Source organism: Nocardioides sp. Z21_20, from assembly GCF_059766585.1.
In genome coordinates, this window is the sequence record NZ_JCBAJX010000002.1 from 518810 (window position 1) to 531356 (window position 12547).

The 12547-nt window shown below is 73.7% G+C and carries 14 protein-coding genes; 9 read left to right on the top strand and 5 right to left on the bottom strand.

Features of this window, described 5'->3' with window-relative positions:
* The first annotated feature begins 284 nt into the window (after window positions 1–284).
* From sigE to AC6EH9_RS06185, 3 genes are read left to right on the top strand one after another with little or no spacing between them, the layout of a single operon-like run.
* Entirely contained in the window at window positions 285–884 is a 600-nt protein-coding gene (gene sigE / locus AC6EH9_RS06175; protein WP_498421606.1) for an RNA polymerase sigma factor SigE, read from the top strand.
* A complete protein-coding gene (locus AC6EH9_RS06180; RefSeq protein WP_498421608.1) occupies window positions 881–1462 on the top strand; it encodes an anti-sigma factor in 582 nt (193 codons plus the stop codon). The genes sigE and AC6EH9_RS06180 overlap by 4 nt, the downstream gene beginning before the upstream one ends.
* A 1-nt stretch (window position 1463) precedes the next feature.
* Entirely contained in the window at window positions 1464–2876 is a 1413-nt protein-coding gene (locus AC6EH9_RS06185; protein WP_498421610.1) for a S1C family serine protease, read from the top strand.
* 12 nt (window positions 2877–2888) lie between these two features.
* Here AC6EH9_RS06185 and AC6EH9_RS06190 read toward each other — a convergent pair whose 3' ends face one another.
* Window positions 2889–3131 carry a helix-turn-helix domain-containing protein gene (locus tag AC6EH9_RS06190; protein WP_498421612.1) on the bottom strand — a complete coding sequence of 81 codons (243 nt, stop codon included), beginning with the start codon at window positions 3129–3131 and terminating at the stop codon, window positions 2889–2891.
* A 99-nt stretch (window positions 3132–3230) separates the two neighbouring features.
* On the opposite strand from AC6EH9_RS06190, the gene AC6EH9_RS06195 reads away from it, so the two are divergent.
* Window positions 3231–3893 (top strand): hypothetical protein, encoded by a 663-nt coding sequence (locus AC6EH9_RS06195; protein WP_498421615.1) that lies wholly within the window; start codon window positions 3231–3233, stop codon window positions 3891–3893.
* Between the two features lie 3 nt (window positions 3894–3896).
* Window positions 3897–5186: a CpaE/TadZ family protein gene (locus AC6EH9_RS06200; RefSeq protein WP_498421617.1), complete on the top strand. Its 1290-nt coding sequence runs from the start codon at window positions 3897–3899 to the stop codon at window positions 5184–5186.
* Here the strand turns inward: AC6EH9_RS06200 and AC6EH9_RS06205 are convergent.
* Both AC6EH9_RS06205 and AC6EH9_RS06210 read right to left on the bottom strand, forming a co-directional pair.
* Window positions 5149–6495 carry a hypothetical protein gene (locus tag AC6EH9_RS06205; RefSeq protein WP_498421620.1) on the bottom strand — a complete coding sequence of 449 codons (1347 nt, stop codon included), beginning with the start codon at window positions 6493–6495 and terminating at the stop codon, window positions 5149–5151. The genes AC6EH9_RS06200 and AC6EH9_RS06205 overlap by 38 nt on opposite strands.
* 1 nt (window position 6496) lies before the next feature.
* Complete coding sequence (locus tag AC6EH9_RS06210) at window positions 6497–6949, bottom strand: hypothetical protein (protein ID WP_498421622.1); 453 nt, start codon at window positions 6947–6949, stop codon at window positions 6497–6499.
* Between the two features lie 117 nt (window positions 6950–7066).
* On the opposite strand from AC6EH9_RS06210, the gene AC6EH9_RS06215 reads away from it, so the two are divergent.
* Genes AC6EH9_RS06215 through AC6EH9_RS06230 form a run of 4 tightly spaced genes read left to right on the top strand, consistent with a single transcriptional unit; the run spans window position 7067 to window position 10831 of the window.
* Window positions 7067–8512, top strand: coding sequence for a WS/DGAT/MGAT family O-acyltransferase (locus tag AC6EH9_RS06215; protein WP_498421624.1), 1446 nt, complete (start codon window positions 7067–7069; stop codon window positions 8510–8512).
* Window positions 8509–8931, top strand: coding sequence for a DUF6912 family protein (locus AC6EH9_RS06220; RefSeq protein WP_498421626.1), 423 nt, complete (start codon window positions 8509–8511; stop codon window positions 8929–8931). The genes AC6EH9_RS06215 and AC6EH9_RS06220 overlap by 4 nt, the downstream gene beginning before the upstream one ends.
* A 37-nt stretch (window positions 8932–8968) precedes the next feature.
* A complete protein-coding gene (gene pruA / locus AC6EH9_RS06225) occupies window positions 8969–10597 on the top strand; it encodes an L-glutamate gamma-semialdehyde dehydrogenase (protein ID WP_498421627.1) in 1629 nt (542 codons plus the stop codon).
* A gap of 30 nt (window positions 10598–10627) precedes the next feature.
* Window positions 10628–10831, top strand: coding sequence for a hypothetical protein (locus AC6EH9_RS06230; RefSeq protein WP_498421628.1), 204 nt, complete (start codon window positions 10628–10630; stop codon window positions 10829–10831).
* Here AC6EH9_RS06230 and AC6EH9_RS06235 read toward each other — a convergent pair.
* Both AC6EH9_RS06235 and AC6EH9_RS06240 read right to left on the bottom strand, forming a co-directional pair.
* A complete protein-coding gene (locus tag AC6EH9_RS06235) occupies window positions 10810–11883 on the bottom strand; it encodes an alkene reductase (protein ID WP_498421629.1) in 1074 nt (357 codons plus the stop codon). The two genes, AC6EH9_RS06230 and AC6EH9_RS06235, sit on opposite strands and share 22 nt — an antisense overlap.
* A gap of 87 nt (window positions 11884–11970) precedes the next feature.
* Window positions 11971–12453, bottom strand: a complete 483-nt coding sequence (locus AC6EH9_RS06240) for a DUF2505 domain-containing protein (protein ID WP_498421630.1) — start codon at window positions 12451–12453, stop codon at window positions 11971–11973.
* Window positions 12454–12547: the final 94 nt, after the last annotated feature.

A 12547-nucleotide genomic window follows, 5' to 3' on the forward strand; every position in this document is an offset into this window, starting at 1 on the left:
ACGCCTCGGCGTAGGACCAACTCGCGGGCTTGATCGGGGTGGTGATGATGACCTCCTGGGGCGAATGCCTGCACTGGCCGGGCAGACGACCGACTCGGGTGGACTCTATCGCGACCGGTCACAGGGAGGATCGGAACAATCGTGTCACCCCAGGCGTTGAACGCAGGGAAGTGGGGGAGCAACCCGTGGCTGGTTCACAGGCTCCTCTCAGCAGCGGTTCCTAGGGTGAGGAGGCACGACGCTTGTTCACCTCGAGCACGCGCAGCAACGCACAGGAGGCCCCGGTGGGCACCACCGAGACCGGCAACCAGTCCGGACTGAGCTGGGACGAGATCGTCGAGCAGCACTCGGGACGGGTCTACCGGCTCGCCTACCGGTTGACCGGGGACCGCCACGACGCCGAGGACCTCACCCAGGAGGTGTTCGTCCGCGTCTTCCGGTCGCTGTCGACCTACACCCCGGGCACCTTCGAGGGCTGGCTGCACCGGATCACCACGAACCTCTTCCTCGACCAGGCCCGGCGCAAGCAGCGGATCCGCTTCGACGCGCTCTCCGACGAGCGCGCCGGCCGGCTGGAGAGCAGCACCCCCAGCCCGGACGCGGCGTTCGCCGAGCGCACCTTCGACGACGACGTCGAGCGCGCCCTGGCCACCCTGCCGCCGGACTTCCGCGCCGCCGTGGTGCTCTGCGACGTCGAGGGCCTGAGCTACGAGGAGATCGCCGACATCCTGGGCGCGAAGATCGGCACGGTGCGCTCGCGGATCCACCGTGGCCGCGCCATGCTGCGTACGGCGCTCGCCCACCGCGCGCCCGCCGCCGGCCGGGTGCGCTACGCCGGTCCCGCTCTCGGCGAGAGCACCAGCGGCGCCGGAGGGGACCGATGAGGCAGCCGCTGGGCCACCTCGGCGACCGGGTCAGCGCCCTCCTGGACGGCCAGCTGCCGCCGGAGGAGGAGGAGCGCGCCTGGGCCCACGTGCACCGCTGCCACCCGTGCCGTGACCTCGTCGAGCGCGAGGGCTGGGTGAAGACCCGCCTGGCCGGGCTCGACCTCTCCTCCGCCGACCCCTGCCCGGACCGGCTCAAGGGGTCCCTGCTCGACGCCTCCCGCCTGCACGCCAGCGCGTACGGCTCGGCCGGCGATTCCGCGGCCGCGGAGCCGGGCGCCGTGTGGGTCGTCCACCGCTCGCGGCACCGCACCGGGCTCGTCGTGCTCGGCACCGGGGCTCTCGGCGCGGCGATGGTCGGGATGCTGGCGCTGGGCACGGTCTCCGGTGGCTCCACGGGCGTGGACCGTCGCACGCCGCCCGCCGAGATCAGCCCCGGCCGCCAGATCGCCCCCGCCTCCCCAGGCTCCGTGCAGAGCCCCAGCACCTCGCCTTCGCGCCCGAGGGCGAGCACCTCGACGCGGTCGCGTCAGCCACGCAGTGGTCCCGCTCTGGCCCGCCAGCACACGATGGAGTGAGATGGACCCCGTGAACCCGGACGACGAGCCCCGCCACCAGCGCGACGACGCCCCCAGCGACGCCCCCCGCGACGACCTCGCGGCGCCGTCGGCCGACGAGCCGCACGACGTCGAGCAGACCTTGCCCCTGCAGGGCCACCAGTGGACCCCGCCGGGCGCCCCGCCCCGCGTCCAGCAGCCCTGGGGCTCCCCGCCGCCCGCGCAGCCGCAGGACGGGCCGCCGCGTGGTGGCACGCAGCCGTACCCGATGGCACAGCCGCCCCCCGGCTCGCCGTACGTCTTCGCGCCCCGGCCGATGACGCCCCCGCCGCCGAAGGGCCGGGTGCCGGGCTGGCTCTGGCCCGCGGTCGCGGCGCTGGCCCTGGTGGTCGGACTGGCCGGTGGGACGATCGGCGGCGCCCTGGTCCAGGACTCCGAGGACGGCAGCGGCCTGGTCAGCGGCGGCCTCGACAGCGTCGACACCCGCACCGAGGCGCCGCTGGAGCCCGACAACGGCTCGGTCGCCGCGGTGGCCCAGGAGCTGCTGCCCAGCACCGTCCAGGTCGTCGCCGAGTACGGCGGGGAGGAGGGCGGCGCCACCGGCTCCGGCTTCGTGCTCGACGAGCAGGGCCACATCGTGACCAACAACCACGTCGTCGCCGAGGCCGCCCAGAAGGACGGCACGATCGAGCTGATCGACCACGAGGGCAAGCGCTACGAGGCCACCGTCGTCGGGCGCAGCCCGGTCTACGACCTGGCGGTCCTGGTGACGAAGAAGCCCGGCTCCCTGGTGCCCGCGGCGCTGGGTGCCTCGGAGTCGCTGCTGGTCGGCGAGAGCGTGATCGCGATCGGCTCCCCGCTCGGCCTGAGCTCCACGGTGACCTCGGGGATCGTCAGTGCGCTGAACCGCCCGGTGACCACCGGCGACAGCGACAACGAGTCGTCGTACATCAACGCGGTGCAGACCGACGCCGCGATCAACCCCGGCAACTCCGGCGGCCCGCTGGTGAACCTGAGCGGCCAGGTCGTCGGGGTGAACTCCGCGATCGCCACCACCGGCGGCGGCTTCGGCGGCGAGTCCGGCAACATCGGGGTGGGCTTCGCGATCCCGATCGAGCAGGTGCGCACCACCGCCGACCAGATCCTCCGGAGCGGCGAGGCGCGCTACCCGGTGATCGGCGCCGAGGTGCGCATCGGCGGCAGCGATGGCGCGGGCGCGGAGATCCAGAAGGTCAACGCAGGCACACCCGCCGAGAAGGGGGGCCTGCGTGAGGGGGACATGGTCACCGCGGTCGACGGCGACCCGGTCACCGACGGCATCTCCCTGATCGTGGCCATCCGGACCCACCAGCCGGGCGAGACGATCGCGTTCACGGTGCAGCGCGACGGCTCCGAGCGGGAGGTCGAGGTCACCCTCGGCTCCGAGGTGGGCTGAGCCCGCCGCGGCTCAGGCCTCGGGGCGACCCTCGGCCTCCACGAACGGGTGCTGGTCGACGAAGTCGCGGGTCTCGGCGTACATCCGCTCGATGAACTGCTCGAGCTGCGCGGCCTCCACGCGCCACTGGCCCCGCCCGCCGATCTTGATCGCGGGCAGGTCTCCGCGGCGCACCAAGGCGTAGACCTGGGCGCTGGAGGTGTTCAGGACCTCGGCCACGTCGGCCAGCGTGAGAAAACGGGGGGATGCGGCCATAGGACAACTCTGCCACCTTGCCGGGCAGCGGGGCGCGCTGGCGGGTCCCCTGTGGACAATCGGATGACCGAAGCGCCCCTCTGACGCCATGATGAGCGGGTGAGTCAGTCTCTCGAGGCGTACGACGCCCCCGCGGCCGTGCGGGCCACGGCGCCCGGCTGGCGCGATCCTCGGCTGTGGATCGGTCTCGTCATCGTGGCGGTGTCGGTGCTGGTGGGGGCTCGCGTGGTGGGCGGCGCCGACGCGACCGTCGCGGTGTGGGCGGTCGCCGAGGAGATGGGCGCCGGCGACACGGTGCTGCCCGAGGACCTGGTCCAGCGCCGGGTCCACTTCGACTCCGACGACGACGCGGCGCGCTACCTCGCCGCCGCGGAGCCGCCCCCCGACGGCAGCCGGCTGACCCGCAGCGTCGGCGCCGGGGAGCTGCTGCCGGTCTCGGCGCTGGGCTCGCAGGAGGACAGCGGCGCGGTGGAGGTGCCCCTCGCGGCGGCGCTGGTGCCCCCGTCGGTCGGGTCCGGCTCGGTGGTGAACGTCTGGGTGACGCCCCCGCCCGGCAGCGCCGACGCCGAGGGTCAGACGGACGACGCGGTGCTGGTCCTCGAGGAGGTCGTGGTGATCGAGGCGCCCCGGGCCAGCGCCGAGTTCGGCGGCAGCGGGCAGCGACAGCTGGTGGTGGCGGTGCCCCCCGAGCAGGCCGAGCGGCTGGGGGACGCCCTCGGCGCTGCGGCCGCCGGCACCGTGACCGTGACCCGGCAGGGCTGAGCGGTGATCTGCGTGCTGGTGGTCGCCTCGGGCGCGACCTGGGAGTCGGGCGCCCTGCGCGTGCTGCAGGAGCGCCCCGGCGTCGTGGTGCTCAAGCGCTGCGTGGACGTCGACGACCTGCTGGCCTGCGCCGCCGCCGGACAGGCCGACGTCGCCGTGGTCGCGCTCGACGCCCCGGGGCTCGACGTGGCTGCCGTGGACCACCTGCGCCGTCACCGCGTCCGCGCCGTCGGCGTCGTACCGGACCCGCTCGCCGAGGAGGCCGCCCGGCTCCGGGCCGGACGGATCGGGATCCACATGCTGGTGCCGGCGCGCGCGCTGGACCAGCTGGCCGACACCGTCTCCGCGCTCGGCGCGGACCCCGGTTGGGGCCCCGGTCCGCGCGTCGAGCTGCCGCCCAGCCTCACCCCGGAGCCGGGTGCCGCCGACCCGGAGCCGGCGGACCCGCCCGAGGAGGGGCGCGTGGTCGTGGTGTGGGGTCCTGCCGGAGCTCCCGGGCGGACCCTGCTGGCCACCTCGATCGCCGCCGAGCTGGCCCGCCGTGCGGTGCCCACCACGCTGGTCGACGCCGACCCGCAGGGCGCGTCGGTGGCCCAGCAGCTCGGCATCCTCGACGAGGTCTCCGGGCTGCTCTCCGCGTCCCGGCTGGCGGGCAGCGGCGAGCTGGCCGGCAGGTTCGCCACGGTCCAGCGCGCCCTCGGCGCGCACCTGCGCGTGGTCACCGGGCTGCCGCGCCCGGACCGCTGGGTGGAGGTGCGCTCCGGCACCGTGGAGCACCTGCTGGAGCTGGCCCGCGCGAGCGGCCACGTCGTGGTCGACACCGGCTCCGGGCTGGAGGACGACCTGGGCGCCGAGATCGGCGGCCGGCCGGGGCGTCACCAGATGACGCTGGCGGCCCTCGAGTGCGCCGACGAGCTGGTGGTGGTCGGCAACGCCGACCCGGTCGGGCTGTCCCGGCTGGCCCGCGGGCTGGTCGAGCTGCGCGAGGTCACCGGGGGAGTGCCGGTGCGGGTGGTGATCAACCGGATGCGCCCGACGCTGGGTTGGGCCGAGCGGGAGATCGCCGCGATGGTCGAGGGGTTCGCCCGGCTGCGCGGGCTGCACTTCCTGCCCGAGGACCGGGCCGGCGCCGACCGGGCGCTGGTCGCGGGACGCAGCGTGGTGGAGACCGGCGACTCGGCGCTGGCCCGGGGGCTGGTCGCGCTCACCGACGCGCTGGCCCCGCACACCGTCGCCGCCGGCCCGCGGCGCACGATCAGGAGGAGAACAGCAGGTACAGCCCGCCTCCGGTGAACGCCACCATCGCGATCAGCATCGGCAGCTGGCCGACGAGCTGGTGACGCTTGGGCAGCAGCCGCACCGCCCGGTCGTGGCTGGCGATCACGCCGAGCACGTGGCCGATCACGATCGCGATCACCTTGGTGTTGGCCAGGAACGTCGGGTGGTAGGTCAGCCAGGTGTTGGGCTGCAGGTCGGCGGTGCCGAGCAGGTCGCTGCCGTTGCTGAGCGGGTCGCTCATCTGGATCAGCGTCTGCTGGCCGTAGCCGACCAGCATGCTCAGGTAGTGGGCGACGATGTAGCCCACGATGATCGGCACCATCGCGTGCGCGAAGAGGTCCGGCAGCGTGCCGCGCCGTACCCCGGGGCCGACGCCGGTGGCCATGCTGGCGACGCTGAGGATGACGCCGACGCCGACGCAGAACGCGAGCAGCGCCAGGTTGTTGAGCAGGCCGGTCGCGATCTCGCTGGACTGGGTGTAGCTGACCCAGGTGGGGGACTCGCTGAAGGAGTCGTACGCCGTGCTGCCGAAGAGCACGGCGGCCACCGCGACCAGCCCCGGCCTCACCTCGACGGTGTCGAGGTTGGCCAGCGGGCTGCGCAGCACCAGCTCGCGCGAGTCCTCGCCGCTGCGATGCCACCCGAAGACCGACAGCTTGCCGACCAGCGTCGAGTAGACCTCGAAGGGGTCCGCGCTCTCGTAGAAGCGGTTGCCGAACAGCGCCCCGCCGATCAGCATCGCCGCCACGTAGACCGCGCACCACAGGCGGGTCGGGCCCACCTCGCTGGAGTAGGGGTAGACCAGCTCCAGCCAGACGAACGCGAACAGGCCCAGCGCCGCCGGCCAGTAGCCGAGCCGCTCGGGGTAGCGGAACAGCCCGTGCCCGGGGTCGGTGCCGCTGACCCGGGCGATCAGCGCGTTGATCGTGCGCAGCGGGCTGATCGCCTTCCAGAACGGCCCGAACAGCAGCGAGAGCGGGACCAGCCCGACCCAGACGTAGACGTAGAAGATGCCCAGGAACGGGTTGGTGGCCAGGTCCTGGCCGAAGATCGCGGCGACGGCGGTGTAGAGGAAGAAGGCCAGGCCGAAGACCCGCAGCGCGCCGCGGAACCACGGCGACGCCACCAGCTCCCCGAGCCAGGCCGGGGCCGGGCGCCCGCCGCTCTCGCCGGTGTAGCGCGGCGAGCGCCAGGCCAGCGCCAGCACCGTGAACGACACCACCAGCGCGGCGACGGCGCCGACGATCGCCAGCTCGGGCGGGATCGGGAGGTCCTTGGCGCCGCCGATGCCGTGCGCTCGGAGCGCGGAGGAGGGGTCGCCCACCTCAGCGGACTTCGAGCTGGACCACGGTCAGCGCCGGGTCGTGCAGCTCGACGGCGACCACGCCCGGGGTCTCGATGGTGAGCTCGTGCTCGGTGGTCCCGGGCGTGAAGGCGATCTCCTGCTCCGGGGCGGAGTGCACGTGCATCTCGCCGGCCACGTCGGAGGTGATCGCGAAGACGATGGTCTCGCCCACGGCCGCCTTGACCCGGTCGCCGCTGGGGGAGACCTTGCCGTCCTCGATGGTGACGTCGATGGTGTTCGCCGCCGGGGCCTCGGCGCTGGCGCTGGGCGAGCCGCTCGCGGCCGACTCCGAGCCGGACTCCGCCGGGGCCGACGAGGACGAGCCGGACGCCGGTGCGTCGCTCTCCTTCGAGTCGTCCCCGCAACCGCCGGTCACCAGCACCATCAGCGCGGCGACGGCGGCAGCCGACACCTTTCCGGCCCGAACCACCACGTCTTGCTCCGTTCTCGTCAACCAACTCTGTGTCTACGCCAACCGCTCGGTCGCGGCTCTGCCAGAATGCCATGTCCGTGTATCGCCGGACGAAGCGGCGCGACGAAAGGGAACCCCATGACCGAGCGGCTCCGACCGCGCGACCTGGCGTTCCTCGCCGGGGAGTCCGCGACCGCTCCGCTGCACAACGCGACCCTGGAGATCTTCGAGCCGGGCCGCTCCGGCTTCGAGTACGGCCAGGCGGTGGACCTGGTCCGCGACCGGATCGCGTTCGTGCCCCGTTACCGCCAGCGGATCCAGCCGGTCCCCGGGCGGCTCGCGAACCCGCTCTGGGTCGACGACCAGTCCTTCGACCTCGGCTACCACGTGCGCCGCTCGGCCCTGCCGCGCCCCGGCACCATGGACCAGCTGCGCGAGCTCACCGCCCGGATCGTCTCGCGCCCCCTCGACCGCAGCCGGCCGCTGTGGGAGATCTACTTCATCGAGGGCCTCGAGGGCGGCCGGGTGGCGGTGCTGGCCAAGTCCCACCAGCTGCTGGTGGACGGGGTCGAGACCGTCGACCTGGGGCAGGTGGTGCTCGACGTCACCCCCGACGTCGCCGAGCTCGACGCCGACGAGTGGCGCCCGCGCAGCCACCCCAGCCCGGCCGCCCTGGTCGTCGACGCGCTGCGCGAGTCCGCCGCCGACCCGTCGCTGGTCGCCAGCACCGTGATCGGCAACACCGAGTCGGCGCTGCGGGCGGTCGGCTCCGTGGCGCACGGGCTCGGGGTGGTGGCGAGCGCGCTGGCCAACCGGCGTACCACCCCGGAGTCGCCGATCCACGCCGAGCTGTCCCAGCAGCGGCGCATCGTCACCGTGCGGACCAGTCTCGAGGACTACCGCAAGGTCCGCCGGGCGCACGGCGGCACGGTCAACGACGTCATCCTGGCCACCGTCACCGGAGGGCTGCGGGCGTGGCTGATGGCCAGCGAGGAGGTCGTCCGCCTGCCCCGGCAGCTGCGCGCGATGGTGCCGATGTCGGTGATCGACGACGAGCTCGAGGCGACCTCGCTGGGCACCCAGATCGCCGGGCACCTGGTGGACCTGCCGGTCGGCGAGCCCAGCCCGGTGGTGCGCCTGCACCAGGTCTCCTACTCCTTCAAGGCCCACGGCGAGACCGGCCGCGCCGTCGGTGCGCGCCGTCTCGCCGGGATCGCCGGCTTCGCGCCGACGACGTTCCACGCGCTCGGCTCGCGGGTGGTCGCCAGCGAGCGGCGGGCCTTCGACCTGTCGGTCACGAACGTGCCCGGGCCGCAGTTCCCGCTCTACGCGGCCGGCGCCCAGATGCTGGAGAGCTACCCGCTGCACCCGCTGCTGCCCGGCCACGCGCTCGCGATCGGCGTCACCTCCTACGACGGCTGCGTCTACTACGGGATCACCGCCGACCGCGACGCGCTGCCCGACGTCGACGTGCTGGGCCAGTGCGTGCTGGAGGCGCTCGACGAGCTGGTCGACAGCGCCAGCGAGACCCGCCCGCGAGCCCCCCGCGGACGGCGTACGACGAGGAAGAAGACGGAGCCATGAGCGTGCGGATCTACCTGCCCACCACCGCGACCGGGCTCGCGACCCTGGTCGAGCAGGGCCGCCTGGCGGGCCCGCTGCGCGCCCACGCGGTCACCGAGGGGCTGCGCCGCGAGTGGAGCGAGGGTGACGACGAGGGCTGGGAGTACGCCGCGCTGATGGCCGCCGCGGCCGACTCGGCGCGCCTGCGCACCGGCTCGGAGCGCCCGCGTCGCTACGTCGTCGCCGCGGACGTGCCCGAGGCCTGCGTCGCGCCGGCCACCGGGGACGCGGACGTCACGCTCGTCGAGGTGAGCGCGGACGTGGTCTGGAAGAACGTCGCCGCCGCCCACGTCGACACCGAGGACTGGCCCGGCGACGCACCCGACCCCGACGAGGACCTGGCCTGGTTCGCGACCCAGGAGATCCGCCACCTGGTGTGACGTTGAGCGCGTCGTGCGGGTCTGACACCATCACACGATGGACGCCATCTCGTTCCCGCCGCCCCCCACCAACGAGCCGAACCTGACCTACGCACCCGGCAGCGCCGAGCGCGAGACGCTGGTCGCGGAGCTGGACCGGCTCGAGGCGCACCAGCGCGAGCTGCCGGCGTACATCGGCGGCGAGTGGCGTCCCGGCGGCGGCGCGGAGATCCAGGTCGTGCAGCCCCACGACCACGCGCACGTGCTGGGGGTGACCCACGACTCGACCACGGCCGACGCGCGGGCCGCCGTCGAGGCCGCCGCGCAGGCGGCCCCGGGCTGGCGGGCGATGCCCTACACCGAGCGCGCCGCGGTGCTGTTGCGGGCGGCCGACCTGCTCGCCGGGCCGTGGCGCCAGCGGCTCAACGCGGCCACCATGCTCGGTCAGTCCAAGACCGCGGTGCAGGCCGAGATCGACGCCGCCTGCGAGCTGATCGACTTCTGGCGCTTCAACGTCCACTACGCCGGCCAGATCATGGCCGAGCAGCCGATCGCGCACGCGCCGGGCGTGTGGAACCGCACCGACCACCGCCCGCTGGAGGGCTTCGTCTACGCGATCACGCCGTTCAACTTCACCGCGATCGCCGGCAACCTGCCCACCGCGCCCGCGCTGATGGGCAACACCGTGATCTGGAAGCCGTCGCCGACCCAGCAGCTGGCCGCCAGCCTCACCATGGAGCTGCTCGAGGAGGCCGGGATGCCGCCGGGCGTGATCAACATGCTGCCCGGTCACGGCCGCGACGTCTCCGAGGTCGCGCTCGCGCACCCCGACCTGGCCGGCATCCACTTCACCGGCTCCACGCCGACCTTCCAGCACCTGTGGGGCACGGTGGGCGCGAACATCGCCGGGTACCGCTCCTACCCGCGGATCGTGGGGGAGACCGGTGGCAAGGACTTCATCCTGGCCCACCCCTCGGCCGACCCGGACGTGCTGCGCACCGCGATGGTGCGCGGCGCCTTCGAGTACCAGGGCCAGAAGTGCTCCGCCGCCTCGCGCGCCTACGTCCCGCGCTCGCTGTGGAGTCGCATCGGCGACGACCTGGTCGCGGAGGTGGAGGCGATCGAGATGGGCGACGTCACCGACCTGTCGAACTTCATGGGCGCGGTCATCGACGCCCGCGCGTTCGCCAAGCACCGTGAGGCGATCGCCCGGGTGCAGGGCGTGGCGCACCTCGACCTGGTCGCCGGCGGGCAGACCGACGACTCCAAGGGCTGGTTCGTCCGGCCCACGGTCGTGGTCTCCACCGACCCGACCGACGAGATGTTCTCCACCGAGTACTTCGGGCCGATCCTCGTCGTGCACGTCTACGAGGACGACGAGTTCGAGGCGGTGGCCCGCCAGCTCGAGTCCGTCGCGCCGTACGCCCTCACCGGCGCGATCATCGCCCGCGACCGGCGCGCGGTGGCGTGGGCGGCCGAGGAGCTGCGCTTCGCGGCCGGCAACTTCTACGTCAACGACAAGCCCACCGGCGCCGTCGTCGGCCAGCAGCCCTTCGGCGGGGCCCGGGCCTCCGGCACCAACGACAAGGCCGGCGCCCCGGCGAACCTGCTGCGCTGGACCTCGCCGCGCTCGATCAAGGAGACGTTCGTGGCGCCGACCGACTACCGCTACCCGCACATGGGCTGACAGCGGGCCCCGGGACTACCATCGGGGGCGATGAACACCGTCTCGCTGCCGTTGCACATGGGGGCCCTGCACGCCTACGAGCAGGCGCTGGTGGTGGGCCTTGCGTTCGGGCCGTTCGTGCTCCTCGGCGTGGTCGCGTTCTTCCTGCGCCGCCGCGACGCCCGTGAGGAGAGCGGCACGGCCGACGGGCCCGCCCAGACCCCGCCCTCGGATCAGCCCTCCAAGAACGGGTAGTCGGTGTAGCCCGCGGCCCCGCCGGAGTAGTAGGTGTGCGAGTCGGGCCGGTTGAGCGCGGTGCCCAGCGCCCAGCGCCGCGGCAGGTCCGGGTTGGCGAGGAACGGGCGGCCGACCGCGACCGCGTCGGCGAGGTCCTCGTCGACGAAGGCCTCGGCCTCCTCGCAGGTGGTGATCGAGGCGAAGCCGGTGTTGACCACGGTGAACCCGTCGAAGCGCTTGCGCAGGTGCTGCACCAGCTCCAGGCGCGGGTCCGCGAGGATGCTGAGGTAGGCCAGGCCGAGGGGCGCGAGCGCCTCCAGCAGCGTCGTGTACGTCGCCTCGACGTCGGCCGGGTCGTCCTCGCCTGCGCCCTGGATGTTGTTGGCCGGGGAGATCCGGATGCCCACCCGCTCGGGACCGATCGCCGCGGCGACGGCCTGGGCCACCTCGATGGTGAGCCGGGCCCGGTTGGCCGGCGAGCCGCCGTACTCGTCGCGGCGGTGGTTGGCGCCGGGGGCGAGGAACTGGTGGAGCAGGTAGCCGTTGGCGGCGTGGAGCTCCACCCCGTCCAGCCCGGCCTCCACGGCGTTGCGCGCCGCCTGCACGTACTCCGCGACGATGCCGGGCAGCTCCTCGGCCGCCAACTCCCGCGGGACCGGGTAGGCCTGCATGCCGGTGGCGGTGAAGATCTGCCCGGGTGCCGCGACGGCGCTCGGCGCGACCGTCTCGGCGCCCTGCTTGTTGTCGGGGTGCGCGACCCGGCCGGCGTGCATCAGCTGCATCACGATGCGCCCGCCGCGCGCGTGCACGGCGTCGCTCACCCGGCGCCAGCCGGCCACCTGCTCGGCGGTGTGGATGCCGGGGGTGTCGGCGTAGCCCTGGCCGACGGCGCTGGGCTGGGTCCCCTCGGTGACGATGAAGGCCGCCGAGGCCCGCTGCGCGTAGTACTCCACGGCCAGGTCCGTGGGGACCATGCCCGCGCCCGCCCGGCTGCGGGTCAGGGGCGCCATCACCACCCGGTGGGGCAGCTCGCCGAAGGCGGTGCGGACGGGGGTGAAGAGGTCGGTCACGTGGATCAGGCTCCTGCCGGTGGGGGATGCTCGTGCCCTGGGCCCAACCCGGGCCGGGAGCGGACCATTCCCGCGCCGCGTCGGGCCTCAGCCGGCGAGGTGCTCTCGCCCGACCTGCTCCTCGATGCGCAGCGCCTTGAGCAGCAGGTCGCTGACCAGGCCCTCGATCTTGCCGCCGACGATCGGGATGGCGACCTTGATCTCCAGGTCGACGGTCTCGGTGGTGCGGCCCTCGGCCTCGACCAGCCGGATCGTCCCGTGGATCTCGCCGGGCTTGTGCGGGATCGTCACGTGCACGTCGGCGTGCTCCGGCGACGTCCAGGTCTCGGTCTGCACGACGTTGATCTCGTCGCCGACGAACTTCCGGGCGAAGCCGGGGATCGACTCGGCGCTCTCGTGCTCGTCGACGGTGACGACGGTGGCCGCGCCGTCGGGCACCACGCTCACCTGGTGGCGCAGCACGTGGCGGGCCTCGCAGACCCGGTCGCGGAAGCCCTGGTCGCGCAGCATCGCGGAGACCTGCGCCAGCGGCGCGTCGTAGGTCAGCTCGTGGGTCAGCCGCCGGGCCATCTCAGCGGACCCCGTTGCGGCGGGAGGGGACGGGACAGGACACGACGACTCGATTCATGGGGGACATGATGACCTAACCACCGGCACCGGCGCG

Bases quoted from the DNA above. Each gene is read 5' to 3' on its own strand.
- AC6EH9_RS06230 (WP_498421628.1), top strand. From the start codon at position 10,628: ATGAACACCGTCTCGCTGCCGTTGCACATGGGGGCCCTGCACGCCTAC.
- AC6EH9_RS06190 (WP_498421612.1), bottom strand. From the start codon at position 3,131: ATGGCCGCATCCCCCCGTTTTCTCACGCTGGCCGACGTGGCCGAGGTC.
- AC6EH9_RS06180 (WP_498421608.1), top strand. From the start codon at position 881: ATGAGGCAGCCGCTGGGCCACCTCGGCGACCGGGTCAGCGCCCTCCTG.
- AC6EH9_RS06215 (WP_498421624.1), top strand. From the start codon at position 7,067: ATGACCGAGCGGCTCCGACCGCGCGACCTGGCGTTCCTCGCCGGGGAG.
- AC6EH9_RS06240 (WP_498421630.1), bottom strand. From the start codon at position 12,453: ATGGCCCGGCGGCTGACCCACGAGCTGACCTACGACGCGCCGCTGGCG.
- pruA (WP_498421627.1), top strand. From the start codon at position 8,969: ATGGACGCCATCTCGTTCCCGCCGCCCCCCACCAACGAGCCGAACCTG.
- AC6EH9_RS06220 (WP_498421626.1), top strand. From the start codon at position 8,509: ATGAGCGTGCGGATCTACCTGCCCACCACCGCGACCGGGCTCGCGACC.
- AC6EH9_RS06185 (WP_498421610.1), top strand. From the start codon at position 1,464: ATGGACCCCGTGAACCCGGACGACGAGCCCCGCCACCAGCGCGACGAC.